This is a genomic window from Nocardioides perillae, from assembly GCF_013409425.1.
GTDB classification, from domain to species: domain Bacteria; phylum Actinomycetota; class Actinomycetes; order Propionibacteriales; family Nocardioidaceae; genus Nocardioides; species Nocardioides perillae.
Genome location: NZ_JACCAC010000001.1, coordinates 2299606 through 2318811, shown reverse-complemented (window position 1 = coordinate 2318811; position 19206 = coordinate 2299606). Strand labels below are relative to the sequence as shown.

The window sequence follows — 19206 nt, the reverse complement described above, 5'->3', positions numbered from 1 at the left end:
GCGCGCGGCGACTCAGCGCGCCGCGGCGACGTAGCACGCGACCGCCGTGGCGGCGGCGACGTTCAGGGAGTCGACGCCCGCGCGCATCGGGATGACGGCGCGGCGGTCGGCCGCGGACTGCCAGCGCGGCGACAGCCCGTGGCCCTCGGTCCCGAGCACGAGGGCGATCCGGTCGACGCCGGCGACGGCGTCCTCCACCGGCACGGCGTCGGCCGCGAGCGTGAGCGCGACGGTGGTGAACCCGGCCGCCGAGAGCGCCGGGAGGGCGTCGTGCCAGTCCGGGAGGCGGGTCCAGGGCACGGAGAAGACCGCGCCCATCGCGACCTTCACCGAGCGGCGGTAGAGCGGGTCGGCGCACCGCGGCGAGAGCAGCACGGCGTCGAAGCCGAGCGCGGCACCGGAGCGGAAGATCGCCCCGACGTTGGTGTGGTCGACGACGTCCTCGAGCACGAGGACCGAGCGGGCGCCCTCCAGCACCTCGGCGACCGTCGGGAGCGGGCGCCGCTCGAGCGAGGCGATCGCGCCGCGGTGGACGTGGAAGCCCGTCACCTGCTCCGCGAGCGCCTCGGACACGACGTAGCAGGGGGCGTCGGAGGCCGCCAGCACGTCGGCGAGGCCGTCGAGCCAGCGCGGCGCGACGAGGAAGGAGCGCGGCGCGAAGCCGGCCTCGACCGCCCGCCGCACCACCTTCTCGCCCTCGGCGAGGAAGAGCCCGTGCTCGGCCTCGAGGTGACGCCGCAGCTGGACGTCGCGCAGGTCGCGGTAGTCGGCGAGCCGGGGGTCGGCGGGGTCGTCGACGGTGACCAGCTCGGCCATCAGTGGGCGCGGGCGTAGTGCTCGGGCCGGGCCACGGCGACCACCTCGCCGACGACGATGATCGCCGGCGGGCGCACCTGCTGCCGGGCGAGGTCGGCGTCCAGGGTGCCCAGGGTGCTGAGCACCGTGCGCTCCGCGGGCATGGAGCCCTCCGCGACCACGGCCACCGGGGTGCCCGCGGGGCGACCACCCGCGACCAGCGCCGCGGCGATCGCGCCGGCGTTCTGGACCGCCATCAGCAGCACGAGGGTCCCGCGCAGGCGGGCCAGCGCCGACCACTCCACCAGCGACTCGGGGTGGTCGGGCGGCAGGTGGCCCGAGACGACGGTGAACTCGTGGGCCACGCCGCGGTGGGTCACCGGGATGCCGACGAGCCCGGGCACCGAGATCGAGGAGGACAGCCCGGGCACCACCGTGACGGGCACCCCCGCCTCCTGGCAGGCCAGGACCTCCTCGTAGCCGCGGCCGAAGACGAAGCCGTCGCCGCCCTTGAACCGCACCACACGCTTGCCCTCCCGGGCGCGCTCGACGAGGACGCGGTTGATCTCCTCCTGGGTGGCCGAGCGTCCCCGGGGCAGCTTGGCCACGTCCACCAGCTCGACGTCGGGGTCGAGCCCGTCGAGCAGCTCGCGCGGGGCGAGCCGGTCGGCGACCACGACGTCGGCCGACGCGAGCGCGTGCCGCGCGGCGACGGTGGCGAGCTCCGGGTCACCGGGGCCGCCGCCGACCAGCACCACGCCGGGCGTGCGGTCGCGCGCGCCCCGGGCGGCGATGGTGCCGTCCTGCAGCGCGGCCATGATCTCGTCGCGCACGGCGGAGGACCGCCGCGGCTCCCGGTTGCCCAGGACCGCCACCGTGACACCGGCGTGGCGTCCCACCGCCGGGGTCCACGCGGTGGCCTGCGAGGCGTCGTCGGCACGCACGCAGAAGGTGCGTCGCTCCTCCGCCGCGGCGGCGACGGCGGCGTTGACCGCCGGGTCGTCGGTGGCCGCGATCGCGTACCAGGTGTCGTCGAGGTCGGCCGGCTCGAAGCGGCGCAGCTCGAGGGTGACCTCCCCGCCGAGGCCCTCCAGGGCGGGCGTGACCTCGGGCGCGACCACGGTGACGCGCGCACCCGCGGCGATGAGCGCGGGCACGCGGCGCTGGGCCACCTGACCGCCACCGACGACGACGACGCGGCGACCGGCCAGGCGCAGCCCGACGGGGTAGGGGGCGGGTGCGCCCTCGGGCGTCTCGGCGCCCATCAGCCCTGCTTGCGGGCGACGCCCGCGCCGTCGAAGGTGGCCATCTCGCCCAGCAGCAGCGCAGCGGCCCGCACGAGGGGCACGGCGAGCGCGGCGCCGCTGCCCTCGCCGAGGCGGAGGTCGAGGTCGACGAGGGGCCGCAGCCCGAGGTGCCGCAGCGCGGCGGTGTGCCCGGGCTCGACGGAGCGGTGCCCCGCGAGCAGGTACGCCGCGGCGTGCGGCGCGAGGGCCACGGCCACGAGCGCGGCGGAGCCGGCGATGACGCCGTCCAGGAGCACGGGCACCCCGGCGGCCGCGCCGCCCAGGACGAAGCCTGCCAGCGCGGCGTGCTCGAGCCCGCCCACCTCGGCGAGCACCGCCACGGGGTCGGCGTCGGGCGCGAGGCGGGCGACCGCGCGCTCCACCACGCCCACCTTGCGGGCGAAGGTCGCGTCGTCGACGCCCGTGCCGCGGCCGGTCGCCGTGCGTGCGGCGACCCCGGTCAGGGCGGCCACGAGGCAGGCCGAGGGTGTCGTGTTGCCGATGCCCATGTCACCGGTCAGCAGCAGGTCGTGGCCCTGGGCCACGAGGTCCGCGGCCACCTGTGCCCCCACCAGGAGCGCCGCGAGCGCCTCCTCGCGCGTCAGGGCCGGCCCGCGGCTCAGGTCCGCGGTCCCGGCCCGCACCTTGCGGACCAGCACGTCGGGCCCCGGCTCGACCGGGCTCGCGACGCCGACGTCGACCACGACGACGCGCGCGCCGCACGCGCGCGCCAGCACGTTGACCGCCGCTCCCCCGGCCCGGAAGTTCTCCACCATCCCGGCGGTGACCTCCTGCGGCCACGGCGAGACGCCCGCGGCGTGCACCCCGTGGTCACCCGCGAAGACGGCGACGGCCGGTCGCGCCGGCACCGGCGGCGGGCAGCTGCCGGCGATCGCCGACAGCTGCACCGAGACGTCCTCCAGCGCCCCGAGGGCACCCGCGGGCTTGGTGAGCTGGGCCTGCCGCTCGCGGGCGTCGCGGGCCGCGCCGTCGTCGCCGGGACCGACGGCGGCACGCAGCGCGGCCAGGGCGTCCTCGGGGTCGCGGTGGTCGGCGTCCGTCGTCGTGGCGAGCATGCGCCTAGTCTCCCCCAGCCCGTCCGGACGGCCGACGGGTGTTCGCCCCGGGGCTATGTTCACCGGCATGAGCCAGCTCGACCGACCCGTCAGCCCGAACCCCTACGACCTGCTGCCGGCCACGGCGTCGTTCCAGGTCACCAGCACCGACGTGCACGACGGCCAGCCCCTCGACGACGCGCAGGTGGCCGACGGCGGCAACACCTCGCCGCAGCTGTCGTGGGCGGGCGCCCCGGAGGGCACGAAGTCCTTCGTGGTGACCTGCTTCGACCCCGACGCCCCGACCCCCAGCGGGTTCTGGCACTGGGTGCTCGTCGACCTGCCCGCCGACGTCACCTCGCTCGAGGCCGGCGCGGCGTCGGGCGAGCTGCCGGGGTCCGCCTTCCACGTGCGCAACGACGCCGGCCAGGCCGGCTTCATGGGCGCCGCGCCGCCGCAGGGCGACCAGGTCCACCGCTACTACTTCGTCGTCCACGCCGTCGGCGAGGAGACGCTCGGCGTCGACGCCGACGCCAGCCCGGCCGTCGTGTCGTTCAACCTGGCCTTCAAGACCCTCGGGCGGGCCGTGCTGCACGGCACCTACCAGCACTGATCGGGGTCTCGTCCGGGGTCTGCGCCCGCCGCCCGCGCCGCGTCAGCGTCGCGGGCGCGCGGTGACCACGACGTTGCTGCGGTAGGCCGTCCCGTCCCAGTCCTCGCACGTCACGAGCACGAGCCGCGACGGCACCCGCTGGTCGAAGAGCTGCTGTGCCCGCCGGGCGAGCACGCCCTTGCCGAGCACCTGCACCGACACCACCTCGTAGCTGCGCCTGCCCGTGGTGGTGCGCACCACCACGTCGTCACCGCGGCGCAGCAGCTCGAGGTCGTCGAGCGCACCACCGCCCGTGCTGACCGTGTGGCCCGCGACCAGCACGCTGCCGCGCTGTCCGGGCCGGGCGCCCGCCGCCCACCACCCGAGTCGGGTGGCGTCCGACGGCGGGGTCAAGGTGCCACCGGGTGCGCCGACCGGGTCGACGGGTGCGTCCACCCCCAGGCGGGGCACCCGCACCCGCAACGGCGCGCCGGGGCGCGTGCGTGCGGGCTGCGCCTGCGGCAGCTCGGCCGGCGGCGCGGCGGTCGCGCTGGACGACTCCTGCTCGACCGGGCCGGTGGCCGCGCGGGACGGGGTGGGTGCGCCGTCGGCGTACCACTGCCACAGGCCGGTGCCGGCGACCGCCAGGCCGCCGACCACGAGCAGGGTGGTGACGACGTCGCGCAGCCGCCCGGCCGCCGACGGGCGACCGGGCGAGCTGCGCTGCGTCGAGGAGGTCACGACCGGACAGTACGCCGCCTCGCGAGGATGCCGACGAGCGCGGCCGCGCCGCCGAGGAGCGTGGCGACCAGTGCCGCCAGCCCGACCTGCTCGCCGGTGGTCAGACCGGCGTCGACCGAGGTCGGCACCGCGGCGGTCGTGCCGGCTTCGCTGCCGGCACCGCCGGCCGCGGCGAGGTCGGCGCTCGCCTCGGCGTCCTGCGACTCCGTGAAGCCCGCGACGACGCCCTCCTCGGTGACCGTGCCCGAGTCGGTGCCGGTGTCCAGGCCGGTTCCGGTGTCCACGGTGCCGGGCAGCTCCGTGCCGGGGGTCTCCGTGCCGGGGGTCTCCGTGCCGGGGGTCTCGGTGCCGGGGGTCTCGGTGCCGGGGGTCTCGGTGCCGGGGGTCTCGGTGCCGGGGGTCTCGGTGCCGGGGGTCTCGGTCCCGGGGGCCTCGGTCGTGCACGGCTCGACCCAGAAGACCTTGGTCTTCGTGTCGTTGCCCTGCGAGCGCGGCGTGCTGACCGTCAGCTTGACGTGGTAGCCCTGCTGCGGGTGCGGCTCGCCGTCGAAGGAAAGGGTGTAGGTCTCGACGCCGTCGAGGCCGGTGTCGGTGCCCGCGCCGGATGCCGGGTCGCCGCCGACCGGCACCGTGGTGTCGCCGGCCACGCTCAGGCCGACGTCGGCGGTCGGGGCGTGCATCGCGAAGGACACCGTCGAGACGACGTCCTCGCCCTCGTCGAAGCCGTACCACTCGACCTGGAAGGTGCAGCCGGGGTGGGGGCTGTTCTGCGGGATGCCGTCCATCTCGCCGTAGGGCGCGATCTTCACGGTGCCGTTGTTCCCGGCGGGGTCACCGGCACCGCCGGCCTTGCCGCCGCCCTTGCCGCCGGCCTTGCCGCCGCCCTTGCCGCCGCTGCTGCTCGGGGCGGTGCTGGAGCGGCCCGGCGACGTGGTCTGCGGCGTGCCCGGGCTGCCGGCACCGGACCCGCCACGCGAGCCGGCGGAGCCGGAACCCTTCCCGGCCTTCTTCTCGGCCTTCTTCTCGGCCTTGGCTGCCTTCTTGTCGTCCTTCTCCTCGCGCTTCTCCTGGGCGGCGCCGGGCCCCTGTGCGCTCGGCTGCGAGGCCCTGCTGGTGCCGGCGGACCCGCCCTGGGCGCGCTCGCCTCCCGTGTTGCCCCGGCTCCCGCCCTGGCCCTGGCCCTGGCCCTTGTCCTGGCCCTGGCCCTTGTCCTGGCCCTTGCCCTGGCCCTTGCCCTGGTCGGCGGCGGCCACCGCGACGGGCGCGGCGAGCGCGGCGCCGGAGGAGCTGACGGAGAGCGCGGCTGCGGTGAGGACGGCGGCCGCAGCGAGGCCCGGGGTGCGCGAGGTGCGACGCGGCCGGTCGCCGGCCGGGCGAAGGGGTGTCTGAGCAGCCATGGGGGATCTCCTGGGAGGGGTCGACGCGACGGGTGGTGGCGCCGGCCCGAGCCCGGCGGGAACACTGTTCCTCCGGTCTGACCTGCACAAACGCGCCAGCCAACAAACGGCGTCAAAACCACCCTCGAGGGTGGTCCCGGCAGCGACGTGCGTAACCCTGTGGCCCCCCGCAGGGGTGAGGGCGCCACCCCGGTGCGCGCACAGGGACGCCCCCCGGGACCGGGTCCCGGGGGCGTCGAGGCGGTGAGGCTTCGGGCGCGCGGTCAGGCTCAGCGCGGCGTGCGCACCCGTGCTCGGGCGGGACGGCGGCGAGCCGCAGCGCCGAGCAGCGCAGCACCGCCGCCGGCCCCGACGAGCAGCAGGAAGGCGACCTCCCGCTCCGTCGCGGAGCCGGGCAGGGCCGCCTGCGCCACCGCGAGCGGCGCGGCCGGGCCGAGGCCGGCTGCCACGGACGCCGGGGCCTCGCCCCGCCACCACCACAGCGGCATGTCGTCGGCGGTCGACCAGGTGGGCTCGGCCATGTCGCGCTGGGCGCCGGGACCGAGCTCCCACACCTGGGCCGCGGCCTGCGGCGACTGCGGGCCCTCGCTGCTCGCGCGGCCGACCCCGCCCGCCGCGCTGACCCGCGCTGCGACCGGCGTCCGCACCGCGGCGGCGGCGGTCGCCGCGGTCGTCGGGGCCGCGGCGGCGACGGACTCGTCGGCGTCGCCGTCGGCCGGGCCCTCGGCGGGTCCGGCGGTCGGCTCCGAGCCCGTGGAGGCGTCGCCAGGACCGGGATCGGTCGTGCCCGGCGCGGCGGGTGGCTGCTCGGCGGTGCCGGGCTGCCCGGACGTGGCGGGACGCCCGCGCTCGGGGCCGGGCGCGCGCTCGCCCTCGGCGCCCCTACCGCGCTCGCTGCCGCGCCCAGTGCCGCGCTCACCGCCGCGCTCACCGCCGCGCTCACCGCCGCGATCTCGCTCAGCAGCGGCCGGTGCGCCGCGGTCGCGGTCCGTGCCCCGGTCGCCGCGGTCGCGGTCGTCGCGGTCCTGGGAGCGGTCGCGGTCCTGGGAGCGGTCGTCGGGGCCGCGGTCGCCGTCGTCTCCGGCACCCGGGCCGTCTGCACGCGGGCCTCGGTCGTCGCCTCCGCGGACGCTGCCGCGGTCGTCGCCTCCGCGGTCGCTGCCGCGCCCACTCGAGCGCTCGCCCGGCGCCGGTGCCGCGGCAGAGCCGGTGCCGCGCTCCCCCCCGCCACCGGGTCGCTCCTCGTGACCTCGGCCGGCAGCCGTGGCGGGTGCAGCACCGGCGGCGACGACGGCCAGCGACGCGAGGGTGGCGGCAGCCGCGGCTCGCGCACGGACGGGGCGGGTGGGGAGGTGCGGTGGCACGGGACTCCTCGAGTCGAGCGGGGCGGAGGGCGACGCCGCCCCGGGACACGGCTCGCCGAGAGGGGTGTTCCCCCCGGTGACGGCGCTCAAACCAGCGTGCCGCTGCGGCCCCGGCCGCTCCGCGCCCCAGACTGGAGCGGTGACACGAGACGCGCCGGCCGAGGCGCCCCGACCGACGCCGCCTCGACGCCTCGCCCCGGGGCGCGCCCGTCGCCCCGCGCCGCCGGTGCTGGTCAGTGCCCACCGGTGCGGGGCCGGCACGGCGACCCACCTCGAGAACACCCGGGTGGCGCTCGACCGCGCGCTCGGGCTCGAGGTCGACTTCGTCGAGTTCGACGTGCAGCTCCTCGGCGACGGCACGTTCGTGCTCCACCACGACGACGTGGTGGAGGTCGGCGGCGCGCTGCGCCCGCTCGCGCACCTCGACCTCGCGACGTACGCCGGGGCGGTGTCGGAGGTGCTGCGCTACGACGAGGTCCTCGACGCCCTCGCCGGCACCGGCAAGCAGGCGCACGTCGACCTCAAGTTCCGCTCCCCCGCGGCGGCGTACGCCGACCCGGCGAGCACTGCGGAGGTGGCGGCGGCGCGGCTCGCGGTCGAGCGCCTGGGCCCGCACGACCTCGTCGTGACCACGCTCGACGACGACTCCGTGCGCGCCGTGCGCGACTGGGCGGAGGGCGAGGGACTGCCGCTGCTGGTGGGGTTGTCGCTCGGGCGCAGCACCGTGGGCCTGCCGGTGGCCGAGAAGGTCCGCATCCGCACCTCGGAGGTCGTCGCCCGCCCGCGGGTGCGCGACTCACGGGCCAACGTCGTCGTGGCCCACCAGCGCCTGGCCCGGGCGGGGGTCCGCTCCTTCGCGCGGCGCGTGGACCTGCCGCTCCTGGTGTGGACGGTCGACGACGAGGAGGCACTGCGCTACTGGATGCGGCCGGGCCGCGCGTGGCTCGTCACGACCAACGAGCCCGAGCTCGCGCTGCGGGTGCGCGCCGAGGTCGAGGAACGCTACCACCGCGCCGCGCGCGCCCGGGCGGAGCGGCGGCGGCTGCGCGCGGAGCGGCGGGCCGCCCGGACCGCCCCGGGCGACCGGGCCACCTAGCTGCCGGACGTCACTCGTCCTCGAGGCGGAAGCCGATCTTCATCCCGACCTGGAAGTGGTCCACGGCGCCGTCCTTGACGTGGCCGCGGACCTGGGTCACCTCGAACCAGTCGAGGTGGCGCAGCGTCTTGCTGGCGCGGGCGATGCCGTTGCGGATCGCCTGGTCGATCCCGTCGGGCGAGGTGCCGACGATCTCGGAGACGCGGTAGGTGCGGTCGGTCACGGGTGCTCCTGGGGTTCGGCGAGACGTGGCGCAGCCCGCTCCGGGGCCGCTGGGTTCTGCGATGGTAGCGACGTACGCTCGAGGTCATGGCAGCGCGCGGAGCAGGTCGTGGAGCGGTCCGCCCGGGCGGGCAGGCGCGGCAGCGCCGCGGCACCGAGCCGGTGCGCATCACCGAGGCGCCCTCGAGCGCTGCCGACGACATCCGGTCGCGGCAGAACAAGTACCTCTTCTCGATGGCGCTGCGCACCATCTGCGTCGTCGCCGCCGTCTTCACCGTCAACGTCAGCGTCTGGGCGTTCTCGCTGGCGCTGCTCGGCGCGGTCGTGCTGCCCTACGTCGCGGTGATCATCGCCAACGTGGCCGGTCCGCGCACCGACGGGTTCCGGCTCCGGCAGCCCACGAGCGACCGTCGGCAGCTCCCCCCGGGCGGCGGCTCGACGGTCTACCGACCGCTGGACTGAGGGCGGCACGCGGCCCCACCCGGACCGTGGACGCGCTCGCGGGTGGTCGTGCAAGAATCAACCGACGGGCGCGCTCGCGCTGCCCGTCGGCCGTGGTGCCGGACGGCTTCCCCCGTGGTTGTCCGGCACCACCCGGCCTGCCCGGCCGGCGCCGCGACGCCCCGATCCCGAGCCCGTGCCGCGAGGTGAGCCCGTGACCCCCACCTGCTCCGCGCGCGACTGCCGCGCCGACGCCGTCTGGGCGCTGCAGTGGAACAACCCGCGCCTGCACCCGCCCGAGCGGCGCAAGACCTGGCTGGCCTGCGAGACGCACCGGGACAGCCTGGGCGACTTCCTGGGCGCCCGCGGCTTCCTGCGGGAGACCGTCGCCTTCGCCGACCTCCCCCAGGACCAGCCCGAGGACCGGCCCGACGACCTGCCGGAGGCCGGGGCCGACTAGGCGGGCGCAGCGGGCGGTCAGCCGCCGATCGCCGACATCGGGCGGTCGGGTTGCAGGAAGGTCACGTCGTCGATGCCGTGGCCGGCGCGCTTCACCGCCATCGCGGCGACCCAGCGATCAGCGAGCTCGTCGTCGGTGGCACCGGCACGCATCGCGCCGCGCAGGTCGGACTCCTCGCGTGCGAACAGGCAGTTGCGCACCTGACCGTCAGCGGTGAGCCGCACCCGGTCGCAGTCACCGCAGAAGGGCCGGGTCACCGACGCGATCACGCCGACGGTGGCCGGCCCCCCGTCGACCTGCCACAGCTCGGCAGGAGCGCTCCCCCGCGGCTCGGAGGCCGGCGTGAGCGTGAACTCGGCCTCCAGGCGGGCCAGGATCTCCTCGGCGGTGATCATCTCGGCACGCGACCAGTCGTGCTGGGCGTCGAGCGGCATCTGCTCGATGAAGCGCAGCTGGTAACCCTCGGCGACCGCCCAGCGCAGCAGCTCCGCGGCCTGGTCGTCGTTGTGGCCGCGCAGCAGCACCGCGTTGACCTTGATCGGGCCCAGGCCGGCGTCGCGCGCCGCCGCCAGGCCGTCGAGCACGTCCTGCAGCCGGTCGCGCCGGGTGATGGTCGCGAAGGTCTCTGCACGCACGCTGTCGAGGCTGGCGTTGACCCGGTCGAGGCCGGCCTCGGCGAGGGCGTGGGCGGTGCGGGCCAGGCCCAGCGCGTTGGTCGTGAGCGAGATCTCGAGGTCCGGGCCCACCTCGCGCGTGCGACGCACGATGTCGACGAGCCCGCGGCGCACGAGCGGCTCACCGCCGGTGAAGCGGACCTCGCGGATCCCGAGCAGGTCGTGGCCGATGCGGATCAGCCGCACGACCTCGTCGTCGGTGAGGACCTGCTCGGTCGGCAGCCAGTCGAGGCCTTCGGCCGGCATGCAGTAGGAGCAGCGCAGGTTGCACCGGTCGGTGAGCGACACGCGCAGGTCGGTCGCGACCCGCCCGAAGCGGTCGCCGAGCACGCGGGGGTCCGTGCCTGCCTGTGTCGTCGCGGTCACACGCCCAGCATAGGTGGCGCACCCGACACCGCCGGCGCGTCGACGGCCGCGTCGCGCGGGCTAGCCTCGGAGCGTGGGCTCGTTGCGCTTCCTCCTCTCCCGCCGGTGGGTGCTCTTCGGCCTCGTGGTCGCACTGCTGGCCTCGCTGGCGTGGTACCTCGGCGAGTGGCAGTTCGGCCGGCTCGACGAGCGCCGGGACCGCAACGCCCTGGTGCGCGCCGCCGAGGACGCACCGCCGGTGCCGGTCGACGACCTCATGTCGGTGGACGAGCCGGTCGCGCCGGAGGACGAGTGGCGCCGCGTCACCGCCACCGGCGAGTACGCCGTGTCCGACACCGTCGTCGTCCGCTACCGCACCCGCGAGGGCCGCTCCGGAGTGGACCTCGTCGTGCCGCTCGTGACCGACGACGGCACGGCGCTGCTGGTCGACCGCGGCTGGCTGGCGACCCGCAACAGCGGCATCGACGGCTCCGACCTCGACGCCCTGCCCGCACCGCCGGCCGGCGAGGTGACGATCACCGGCTGGGTGCGGCGAGACGCGACCGGCGACGCCACGTCGGTGACCGCGCAGTCGACCCGCGCGGTGTCGAGCGAGGCCATCGGCGACGCGCTCGACCGGCAGGTCTACGCCGGTTTCGTCGACCTCGTCGAGGAGTCCCCCGCGCCCGAGGACCCGCTGGCCGCGGCCGAGCTGCCCGACCTCGACGACGGACCGCACTTCTTCTACGGCCTCCAGTGGTGGTTCTTCGGCCTGCTGGCCCTCGTCGGCTTCGGCTACCTCGCCTACGACGAGTGGCGTCGCGCCACGGGCCGCAAGGCGCCGCCCGCGCCGCGGCTGAGCCCCGACGAGCGGGCGCTGCAGCAGGCCCGCGAGCGCGCCCGGCGGCGCGCCGTGCGCTCGTCGGGCTGAGCCGGGACCCGGCCTCGCGGCCGAGGGCCCTCAGACCCCGGCGCCCGCCTTCGGGGTGTCGTCGAGGAACTGGGTGCGGTAGAGGTCGGCGTAGAGCCCGCCCTCCGCCAGCAGCTCGGCGTGGGTGCCGCTCTGCACGACCCGGCCGCCGTCGAGCACCAGGATGCGGTCGGCGTGGCGCACGGTCGAGAGGCGGTGGGCGATCACCAGGGACGTGCGGCCCGCGAGCGCCGCGTCGAGGGCACGCTGGACGGCGGTCTCCGACTCGGAGTCCAGGTGTGCGGTGGCCTCGTCGAGCACCACGATCGGCGGCGCCTTGAGCAGCAGCCGGGCGATCGCGAGGCGCTGGCGCTCACCGCCGGAGAGGCGGTAGCCGCGGTCGCCGACGACGGTGTCGAGGCCGTCGGGCAGCGAGCGCACCAGGTCGCCGATGCGTGCCGCGTCGAGGGCGGCCCACACCAGCGTGTCCTCGGCGTCGGGCTTGGCGTAGGCGAGGTTGGCGCGCACGGTGTCGTGGAACATGTGGGCGTCCTGGGTGACGTAGCCGACGGCGTCCTCGAGCGACTGCAGCGTCAGGTCGCGCACGTCGTGGCCACCGACCCGCACGACGCCCTCGGTGACGTCGTAGAGGCGCGCGACGAGGTGGGTGACGGTGGTCTTGCCCGCGCCCGACGGGCCGACCAGCGCCACCATCTCCCCCGGCGCGGCCGAGAAGGTGACGTCGTGCAGGACCTGCTCGTTGACGCGGCCGTCGGTGCGGGCCACGGTCTCGAGCGAGGCGAGCGAGACCTCGTCGGCGCGGGGGTAGGTGAAGCCGACGCCGTCGAACTCCAGCGAGGCGCTGCCGGCGGGCAGCGGTCGCGCGCCGGGACGCTCCTGGATGGTGGAGGGCAGGTCGAGCACCTCGAAGACGCGCTCGAAGCTCACCAGCGCGGTCATCACGTCGATGCGCACGTTGGACAGGCCCTGCAGCGGGCCGAGCAGGCGCAGCAGCAGGGTGGCCAGGGCGCCGAGCGTGCCGATGGTCAGCTGGTCGCGCAGCGCGAGGTGGCCGCCGACGCCGTAGACGAGGGCCGTGGCGAGCGCCGGCACCGTCATCATCGCCGTGGTGAAGAGGCGGGTGACGAAGGCGATGCGGATGCCCAGGTCGCGCACGTTGGCGGCCTTGCGGGCGAAGAGCGCGTCCTCGTCCTCGCGACGCCCGAAGAGCTTGAGGAGGGTCGCGCCGCCGACGTTGAAGCGCTCGGTCATCGCGTTGCCCAGGTCGGCGTTGCCGTCCATCTGCTGCCGGGTCAGGCCGGAGAGCGTGGCGCCGACGACGCGGGAGGCGAGGAAGAGGAACGGGAAGGTCGCCAGGCACAGCAGCGTGACCTGCCAGCTGAGCGCGAACATCGTGATGCCGACGACGACCACGGCGATCGCGTTGGACACCGTGCCGGACAGCGTCGAGGTGAAGGCACGCTGGGCGCCGATGACGTCGTTGTTGAGCCGGGAGACCAGCGCGCCGGTCTGGGTGCGGGTGAAGAAGGCCAACGACTGGCGCTGCACGTGGGCGAAGACCTGCGTGCGCAGGTCGAAGATCAGGCCCTCGCCGATGCGGGACGACAGCAGGCCCATCAGCACCATCAGCACCCCGCTCACCAGGGTGGTGGCGACCATGGCGAGCGCGAGGAGGGTGATGAGCGTCGGGTCGCCGCCGAGGATGCCGTCGTCGATGATGCGCTGGATCAGCAGGGGGTTGACGACGACCAGACCGGCGTCGACGACCGTGAGGACGAGGAAGAGCGCGATCAGCCGGCGGTGCGGGCGCGCGAAGCGCAGGACCCGGCGCACGGTGCTGCGGTCGAGCCGCTGCTGGGCCACGCTGCGGTCCGTGCGCAGCGTCCGGAAGGCCGGCCCCATCCCTGACATCGACACCGGGTCTCCTCCCGCCTCGCCCCACCTCGCCCGGTCCCGCGGGGTGCGGGCCGGGCGGCCCCGCTCAGGCGCCGGCCAGGGCGGCCAGCTCGCGGAAGCGGCCGACCTGGGCGGTGCGCTCGACCAGGCACTGGGTGGCCAGGTCGTTCGCGGACGCCTGCTGCACGACCTGCTTGGTCGCCCGCACCGCACCCGCCATCGGGGCGGTCAGCGCGCCGACCAGCTCCTCCAGCGCGGCGTCGAGGCCGTCGGCGGCGCAGTCGACCGTCGTCAGGCCGTACGCCGCCGCCTGCTCGGCGCCGAAGGTGCGGGCGGTGGTGCACAGCTCCAGTGCCCGCGCGTAGCCAACGGCCTCGACCAGCGGTTTTGTTCCCGTGAGGTCGGGCACGAGCCCGAGCGCGGCCTCGCGCATGGAGAACTGCGCGTCGGCCGCGACGACCCGCAGGTCGCACGACAGCGCGAGCTGGAAGCCCGCGCCGATGGCGTGCCCGTGCACGGCGGCGACCGAGACGAAGCGCGGGTCGCGCAGCCACAGGAAACCCTGCTGGTAGTCCCCGATCGTGCGCACGATCGCCTCGTCGTCCTGCGCGAGCAGGCCGACGACGGTCTCGTCGCCTCCCCCGTCGGCTGCGGAGCGCGCCGGGTCGAGCATGGTGCGGTCCAGGCCGGCGGAGAAGCACACGCCGGCGCCGCGCACGACGACGACCCGCACCTCGTCGGGGACCTCGGCGCCCAGGCGGGCCATGGCACGCCACATCGCCGGCGTCTGGGCGTTGCGGCGCTCCGGCCGGTCGAGGGTGAGGGTGGCGACGGGTCCGTCGACCTCGAAGCGGAGGCCGACCTGGGCCAGCTCGTCGGGAGTCATGCCGCGCAGCATACGGACCAGTAGGGTCGGGCCGGTGAGCAGCGCTCAGCCCTTCGGCTCCTGGCTCCTGGGGCCCGCCGACCAGGGCCGGCGACAGCTGCGCGTGCGGGTGCAGCTGCTCCTCACGGTCCTCATCGTGACCACCAACGTCGTCGGCGCGCTCGTCGTCGCCGGGGTCTTCTGGCTGGTGCGGCCCGCCGAGCCGCTGGGCGCCGCCGGGGTGCTGGCGGCGGCGGTCGCGGTGCCGACCTACGTCGGGGTGGCGGTCCTCGTGGGCGCGGCGTGGGGCACCACCGTCACCCTGCGGGCGCTGCGCTGGGCCACCGACCAGCGGGTGCCCAGCGACGAGGAGCGGCGCACGGCGCTGCGGGTGCCGCTGCGGCTGACGGTCATGCAGGCGGTGCTGTGGGCCGGCGGGGTCGCGCTGCTCACCGGCCTCGCGGTGTGGCTGCAGCCTGCCCTCACCACGACGGTGCTGCTGTCGGTCGCGATCGCCGGCGTGCTCGTGTGCGCCGTGTCCTACCTGCTCGCCGAGTTCGGGCTGCGCCCGATCGCCGCACGGGCCCTCACCGACGACGCGCGCGTGCTCACCGACCGCCCGACGGCGGGCTCCGGCGTCAAGCGGCGCATGCTGCTCTTCTGGGTGCTCGGCTCCGGGGTGCCGGTCGCCGGGCTCATGGTCGTCGCGGTGCTGGCGCTGGCCGGCGACGACATCGGCCGCACCCGGCTGGCGGTGGTCGTGCTCGTGCTCGGCACCGTCGTGCTCGTGCCCGGCCTGCTGATCGCGGTGCTCGACGCCCGCGCGGTGGTCTCCCCCATCCTCGACGTGCGCGACGCGCTGCACCGCGTCGAGGGCGGCGACCTCGACGTGCGGCTGCAGGTCTACGACGGCACCGAGCTCGGCGCGCTTCAGGCCGGCTTCAACCGGATGGCGGAGGGGCTCGGCGAGCGGGAGCGCATCCGCGACATCTTCGGGCGCCACGTGGGGCACGACGTGGCGCGGGCCGCCCTGCTGCGCAGCGTCGAGCTCGGGGGCGAGGTGCGGTGCGTCTCGGTGCTCTTCGTCGACCTCGTCGGCTCCACGACGTACGCCGAGGAGCGGCCGGCCACCGACGTCGTCGCGCTGCTCAACCGCTTCTGCGGCGTGGTGGTCGACGAGGTCGACCGCCGCGGCGGCCTGGTCAACAAGTTCATGGGTGACGCGGTGCTCGCGGTCTTCGGCGCCCCGGTCGACCAGGACGACCACGCGCGCGCGGCGCTGGAGACGGCCCGCTGCGTGGCGGCGCGGCTGGCGCAGGAGGTGCCCGAGGTGGGCGCCGGGATCGGGGTCGCGACCGGCGAGGCCGTGGCGGGCAACGTCGGCGACCAGCGGCGCTTCGAGTACACCGTCATCGGCGACGCCGTGAACGCCGCGGCCCGCCTGACCGAGCTCGCCAAGGACCGGCCCGGCCGCGTCGCGGTCTCGGCCGAGACCGTCGAGGCAGCCGGGGTCGCGGAGGCCGCGCACTGGGAGGTCGTCGAGACCGTGCAGCTGCGCGGTCGCGCCCGCGAGACGCGGGTGGCGCTTCAGGCCAGCGAGACCAGGTCGGCGTAGCCCTCGTTCCACAGGTCCTCGTCGCCGTCGGGCAGCAGCAGGACGCGGTCGGGCTCCAGGGCGCGCACGGCACCCTCGTCGTGGGTGACCAGCACGATCGCGCCCTCGTAGGTGCGGATTGCGGCCAGCACCTCCTCGCGCGACGCCGGGTCGAGGTTGTTGGTGGGCTCGTCGAGCAGCAGCACGTTGGCGCTCGAGACCACCAGGCTGGCGAGCGCGAGGCGGGTCTTCTCGCCGCCGGAGAGCACCGCGGCCGGCTTGTGCGCGTCGTCACCGGAGAAGAGGAAGGAGCCCAGCACGCTGCGCGCCTCCGAGTCGGTGAGCTGCGGTGCGGCGCTCTGCATGTTCTCGAGCACGGTGCGCGCGGTGTCGAGGGTCTCGTGCTCCTGGGCGTAGTAGCCGAGCTTGAGCCCGTGGCCCGGCACGACCTCACCGGTGTCGGGGCGGTCGACGCCGGCGAGGATGCGCAGCATCGTGGTCTTGCCCGCGCCGTTCAGGCCCAGGATCACCACGCGGGAGCCCTTGTCGATGGCCAGGTCGACGCCGGTGAAGACCTCGAGCGAGCCGTACGCCTTGGACAGCTGCGCCGCGGTGATCGGCGTCTTGCCGCACGGCGCCGGCTTGGGGAAGGCGATGCGCGCGACCTTGTCAGCCTGCCGCTCCCCCTCGACGCCCGCCATCATCTTCTCGGCCCGCTTGAGCATCGACTGCGCAGCGGAGGCCTTGCTGGCCTTGGCCCGCATCTTGTTGGCCTGGTCGGTGAGCGTCTTGGCCTTGGACTCGGCGTTCTGCCGCTCGCGGCGCCGTCGGCGCTCGTCGGTCTCGCGCTGCGTGAGGTAGGCCTTCCAGCCCATGTTGTAGACGTCGATCGTGGCGCGGTTGGCGTCGAGGTGCAGCACCCGGGTGACGGTGTCCTCGAGCAGGTCGTTGTCGTGGCTGATCACGATGAGCCCGCCGGAGTGGGCCTTGAGGAAGCCGCGCAGCCACACGATCGAGTCGGCGTCGAGGTGGTTGGTCGGCTCGTCGAGCAGCAGCGTCTCGGCGCCGGAGAAGAGGATGCGCGCCAGCTCGACCCGGCGCCGCTGGCCACCCGAGAGCGTCTTGAGGGGCTGCGTGAGCAGGCGGTCCTCGATGCCCAGGCTGCTGGCGATCTGCGCGGCCTCGGCCTCCGCGGCGTAGCCGCCGCCGGCGTGCAGCTCGGCGTCGGCGCGGGTCCAGCGCTTCATGGCGCGGTCGGCGGTGGCGGGGTCGGCGGAGCCCATCTCGGCCTCGGCGTCGCGCAGTCGCCGCACGACGTCGTGCAGGCCGCGCGAGGACAGGATGCGGTCGCGGGCGAGCATCTCGGGGTCGCCGATGCGGGGGTCCTGCGGGAGGTAGCCCACCTCGCCGGTGCGGTGCACCGCACCGCTGGCGGGCAGCGCCTCACCCGCGAGGATCTTGGTCAGCGTCGTCTTGCCGGCACCGTTGCGGCCCACCAGGCCGACCTTGTCGCCGGCGGCGACCCGGAAGCTGACGTGCTCCATGAGCAGGCGGGCCCCGGCGCGCACTTCCAGGTCGGTGGTGGTGATCATGTCCGGCCCAGTCTAGGAACGCCGCGGGGTGGGTGCAGAATCGCCGTGCGCGGGATACCGGGTGACGCCGCACACCCCCGACACCAGGAGCGACGATGAGGTTCAACCCCAAGGCCCGGCTCGACACCAGCCGCGTCGGCGACCGGCGCGGGGGCGGTGGCTTCGGCGGCGGGCTCGGAGGTGGCCTCGGCGGTGGCCTGGGCGGAGGGCGCGGGCGCGGCGGCGGCCTCCCCATCCCCGGGGGCGCGGTCGGCGGTGGCGGCCTCGGCCTGGTCGTGGTGCTGATCATCGTCGGCATCCAGCTCTTCGGCGGCGGTGGCGGCGGTGGCCTGGGTGGCCTGGGCAGCGGGGTCGGCAGCGGGTTGGACAGCAGCCGGTTCACGGCGACCGAGCGCTACGCGGCGTGCGAGACCGGCGCCGACGCCAACGCCTCGGCCGACTGCGCCCGCGTGGCGGTGGAGAACTCGCTGCACGACTACTGGTCCGAGGCGCTGCCGGCCCAGACCCGGGCCGACTTCTCCCCCACCACCCTCACGACGTTCTCGGGCTCGGTGCAGACCGCCTGCGGCCAGGCCACCTCGGCCGTGGGGCCGTTCTACTGCCCCGGCGACCAGGGCATCTACCTCGACAGCGGCTTCTTCGACTCGGTGCTCGAGCAGCAGCTCGGCGGGCCCGACGGCGGCTTCGTCGAGGCCTACGTGCTCGCCCACGAGTACGGCCACCACGTGCAGAACCTGCTCGGCACGATGCGCCAGGTCCGCACGCAGTCGGGGCCCGACAGCGACGCCGTGCGCCTGGAGCTGCAGGCCGACTGCTACGCCGGCGCCTGGGCGAAGGGCGCGACCTCGACCGAGACCGCCTCCGGCGTGCCGCTCATCTCCGACCTCACCCGCGACGACGTGAGGCTCGCCGTCGAGGCGGCCGAGGCGATCGGCGACGACCGCATCCAGGAGCGCACCCAGGGCCAGGTCACCACCGAGTCCTGGACCCACGGCTCGGCCGAGCAGCGGGTGCGGTGGTTCTCCACCGGCTACGAGCGCGGCACGGTCGAGGCCTGCGACACCTTCGCGGTGCGCAACCCCTGAGCGTCCACGGGCTGGCGCCGGCGCCCCGCCAGCTCCTGGCCGCGGGAGACTCGCGGGCGTGAGCCTGCAGCGAGAGAGACACGACGACGGCGTCGAGGTGCTGCGCCTCGACCGTCCCGCCAAGCGCAACGCCTTCGACACCGCCACGCTGGGCCTGCTCAACCAGGCGCTGACCGAGCTGTGCGACGACCCCGACGTGCGCGTGGTGGTGCTGTCGTCGACGTCCGAGACCGCGTTCAGCGCCGGTGCCGACGTCTCCGAGCAGCTCGACGCCGCCGGGGGTGTCGCCCGCATGGAGGCCTTCGCCCGGCTCTACCGCCTCGTCGAGCTGGTGCCGGTCCCGACGATCGCGGTGTGCGTCGGCAGCACGGTCGGCGCCGGGGCCGAGGTCGCCGCCGGCTGCGACCTGCGCGTGGCCGGTGACAACCTCCACCTCGCCTGGGCCGGGGCCCGCCTCGGCGTGCCGGTGGGGCCCGCCCGGCTCACCCCCCTCGTGGGCCTCTCGCGAGCGAAGGAGCTCGTCTACACCGGACGCCGCGTCGACGCCGACGAGGCCCTGGCGCTCGGCCTGGTGCACCGGGTGGCCCCTGCCGCCGAGGCGGAGGCCGCCGCGCTCGAGCTCGCCGCGGCGGTCGTGCGGCAGTCACCGAGCGGGGTGCGCGAGCTCAAGGAGATGTTCCGCGAGCTCGAGGGCACCTTGTCCCGCGTCGACGTCGAGAACGAGCGGCTGGTGCGCTTCCAGCGCGACGGCGCGGGTCTGCCGCAGGGCTGAGGG

Annotated in this window: 19 protein-coding genes; 8 read left to right on the top strand and 11 right to left on the bottom strand. The window is 75.8% G+C overall.

Features of this window, described 5'->3' with window-relative positions:
* Positions 1–12 precede the first annotated feature (12 nt).
* From BJ989_RS10735 to cobT, 3 genes are read right to left on the bottom strand one after another with little or no spacing between them, the layout of a single operon-like run.
* Entirely contained in the window at positions 13–816 is an 804-nt protein-coding gene (locus BJ989_RS10735; RefSeq protein WP_179518208.1) for a TrmH family RNA methyltransferase, read from the bottom strand.
* On the bottom strand, positions 816–2060 hold the full coding sequence (gene cobA / locus BJ989_RS10730) for a uroporphyrinogen-III C-methyltransferase (protein WP_179518207.1): 1245 nt from the start codon (positions 2058–2060) through the stop codon (positions 816–818). The genes BJ989_RS10735 and cobA overlap by 1 nt, the downstream gene beginning before the upstream one ends.
* A complete protein-coding gene (cobT, locus tag BJ989_RS10725) occupies positions 2060–3157 on the bottom strand; it encodes a nicotinate-nucleotide--dimethylbenzimidazole phosphoribosyltransferase (protein WP_179518206.1) in 1098 nt (365 codons plus the stop codon). Before cobT ends, cobA begins: the two co-directional genes overlap by 1 nt.
* Before the next feature lie 67 nt (positions 3158–3224).
* Here cobT and BJ989_RS10720 point away from each other — a divergent pair, with 67 nt between their 5' ends.
* Positions 3225–3749, top strand: a complete 525-nt coding sequence (locus BJ989_RS10720; protein ID WP_179518205.1) for a YbhB/YbcL family Raf kinase inhibitor-like protein — start codon at positions 3225–3227, stop codon at positions 3747–3749.
* Positions 3750–3791: 42 nt separating this feature from the next.
* On the opposite strand, the gene BJ989_RS10715 is transcribed toward BJ989_RS10720, so the two are convergent.
* The 3 genes from BJ989_RS10715 to BJ989_RS10705 all read right to left on the bottom strand — a co-directional run bounded on the left by BJ989_RS10715 (position 3792) and on the right by BJ989_RS10705 (position 7230).
* The gene (locus BJ989_RS10715) at positions 3792–4469 is read right to left on the bottom strand and encodes a sortase domain-containing protein (protein WP_343049268.1); all 678 of its coding nucleotides are present in this window, start codon (positions 4467–4469) and stop codon (positions 3792–3794) included.
* The gene (locus BJ989_RS10710; RefSeq protein WP_179518204.1) at positions 4466–5866 is read right to left on the bottom strand and encodes a hypothetical protein; all 1401 of its coding nucleotides are present in this window, start codon (positions 5864–5866) and stop codon (positions 4466–4468) included. The genes BJ989_RS10715 and BJ989_RS10710 overlap by 4 nt, the downstream gene beginning before the upstream one ends.
* Positions 5867–6135: 269 nt before the next feature.
* Complete coding sequence (locus BJ989_RS10705; RefSeq protein ID WP_179518203.1) at positions 6136–7230, bottom strand: hypothetical protein; 1095 nt, start codon at positions 7228–7230, stop codon at positions 6136–6138.
* 139 nt (positions 7231–7369) lie between these two features.
* Between BJ989_RS10705 and BJ989_RS10700 the strand changes: the two genes are divergently transcribed.
* On the top strand, positions 7370–8326 hold the full coding sequence (locus BJ989_RS10700) for a glycerophosphodiester phosphodiesterase family protein (RefSeq protein WP_179518202.1): 957 nt from the start codon (positions 7370–7372) through the stop codon (positions 8324–8326).
* A 10-nt stretch (positions 8327–8336) separates the two neighbouring features.
* On the opposite strand, the gene BJ989_RS10695 is transcribed toward BJ989_RS10700, so the two are convergent.
* Positions 8337–8549, bottom strand: a complete 213-nt coding sequence (locus tag BJ989_RS10695) for a dodecin (protein WP_179518201.1) — start codon at positions 8547–8549, stop codon at positions 8337–8339.
* Between the two features lie 86 nt (positions 8550–8635).
* On the opposite strand from BJ989_RS10695, the gene BJ989_RS10690 reads away from it, so the two are divergent.
* Positions 8636–9010 carry a DUF3099 domain-containing protein gene (locus BJ989_RS10690; protein ID WP_179518200.1) on the top strand — a complete coding sequence of 125 codons (375 nt, stop codon included), beginning with the start codon at positions 8636–8638 and terminating at the stop codon, positions 9008–9010.
* Between the two features lie 193 nt (positions 9011–9203).
* Positions 9204–9449 carry a hypothetical protein gene (locus tag BJ989_RS17720; RefSeq protein WP_343049267.1) on the top strand — a complete coding sequence of 82 codons (246 nt, stop codon included), beginning with the start codon at positions 9204–9206 and terminating at the stop codon, positions 9447–9449.
* A gap of 17 nt (positions 9450–9466) precedes the next feature.
* On the opposite strand, the gene moaA is transcribed toward BJ989_RS17720, so the two are convergent.
* The gene (gene moaA / locus BJ989_RS10680; protein ID WP_179518198.1) at positions 9467–10489 is read right to left on the bottom strand and encodes a GTP 3',8-cyclase MoaA; all 1023 of its coding nucleotides are present in this window, start codon (positions 10487–10489) and stop codon (positions 9467–9469) included.
* 73 nt (positions 10490–10562) lie between these two features.
* On the opposite strand from moaA, the gene BJ989_RS10675 reads away from it, so the two are divergent.
* The gene (locus tag BJ989_RS10675; protein WP_179518197.1) at positions 10563–11399 is read left to right on the top strand and encodes an SURF1 family cytochrome oxidase biogenesis protein; all 837 of its coding nucleotides are present in this window, start codon (positions 10563–10565) and stop codon (positions 11397–11399) included.
* A 30-nt stretch (positions 11400–11429) separates the two neighbouring features.
* Here BJ989_RS10675 and BJ989_RS10670 read toward each other — a convergent pair whose 3' ends face one another.
* Positions 11430–13310, bottom strand: a complete 1881-nt coding sequence (locus BJ989_RS10670; RefSeq protein WP_179519544.1) for an ABC transporter ATP-binding protein — start codon at positions 13308–13310, stop codon at positions 11430–11432.
* Between the two features lie 70 nt (positions 13311–13380).
* Entirely contained in the window at positions 13381–14181 is an 801-nt protein-coding gene (locus BJ989_RS10665) for an enoyl-CoA hydratase/isomerase family protein (protein WP_246283431.1), read from the bottom strand.
* 34 nt (positions 14182–14215) lie between these two features.
* Between BJ989_RS10665 and BJ989_RS10660 the strand changes: the two genes are divergently transcribed.
* A complete protein-coding gene (locus BJ989_RS10660) occupies positions 14216–15775 on the top strand; it encodes an adenylate/guanylate cyclase domain-containing protein (protein WP_343049266.1) in 1560 nt (519 codons plus the stop codon).
* Here the strand turns inward: BJ989_RS10660 and BJ989_RS10655 are convergent.
* Positions 15748–17346 carry an ABC-F family ATP-binding cassette domain-containing protein gene (locus BJ989_RS10655; RefSeq protein WP_179518194.1) on the bottom strand — a complete coding sequence of 533 codons (1599 nt, stop codon included), beginning with the start codon at positions 17344–17346 and terminating at the stop codon, positions 15748–15750. The two genes, BJ989_RS10660 and BJ989_RS10655, sit on opposite strands and share 28 nt — an antisense overlap.
* Before the next feature lie 95 nt (positions 17347–17441).
* Between BJ989_RS10655 and ypfJ the strand changes: the two genes are divergently transcribed.
* Positions 17442–18431: a KPN_02809 family neutral zinc metallopeptidase gene (ypfJ, locus tag BJ989_RS10650; RefSeq protein ID WP_179518193.1), complete on the top strand. Its 990-nt coding sequence runs from the start codon at positions 17442–17444 to the stop codon at positions 18429–18431.
* 58 nt (positions 18432–18489) lie between these two features.
* Complete coding sequence (locus BJ989_RS10645) at positions 18490–19203, top strand: enoyl-CoA hydratase-related protein (RefSeq protein ID WP_179518192.1); 714 nt, start codon at positions 18490–18492, stop codon at positions 19201–19203.
* Positions 19204–19206 lie beyond the last annotated feature (3 nt).

Bases quoted from the DNA above. Each gene is read 5' to 3' on its own strand.
- BJ989_RS10735 (WP_179518208.1), bottom strand. From the start codon at position 816: ATGGCCGAGCTGGTCACCGTCGACGACCCCGCCGACCCCCGGCTCGCC.
- cobA (WP_179518207.1), bottom strand. From the start codon at position 2,060: ATGGGCGCCGAGACGCCCGAGGGCGCACCCGCCCCCTACCCCGTCGGG.
- cobT (WP_179518206.1), bottom strand. From the start codon at position 3,157: ATGCTCGCCACGACGACGGACGCCGACCACCGCGACCCCGAGGACGCC.
- BJ989_RS10720 (WP_179518205.1), top strand. From the start codon at position 3,225: ATGAGCCAGCTCGACCGACCCGTCAGCCCGAACCCCTACGACCTGCTG.
- BJ989_RS10710 (WP_179518204.1), bottom strand. From the start codon at position 5,866: ATGGCTGCTCAGACACCCCTTCGCCCGGCCGGCGACCGGCCGCGTCGC.
- BJ989_RS10690 (WP_179518200.1), top strand. From the start codon at position 8,636: ATGGCAGCGCGCGGAGCAGGTCGTGGAGCGGTCCGCCCGGGCGGGCAG.
- BJ989_RS10670 (WP_179519544.1), bottom strand. From the start codon at position 13,310: ATGTCAGGGATGGGGCCGGCCTTCCGGACGCTGCGCACGGACCGCAGC.
- BJ989_RS10665 (WP_246283431.1), bottom strand. From the start codon at position 14,181: ATGACTCCCGACGAGCTGGCCCAGGTCGGCCTCCGCTTCGAGGTCGAC.
- BJ989_RS10655 (WP_179518194.1), bottom strand. From the start codon at position 17,346: ATGATCACCACCACCGACCTGGAAGTGCGCGCCGGGGCCCGCCTGCTC.
- ypfJ (WP_179518193.1), top strand. From the start codon at position 17,442: ATGAGGTTCAACCCCAAGGCCCGGCTCGACACCAGCCGCGTCGGCGAC.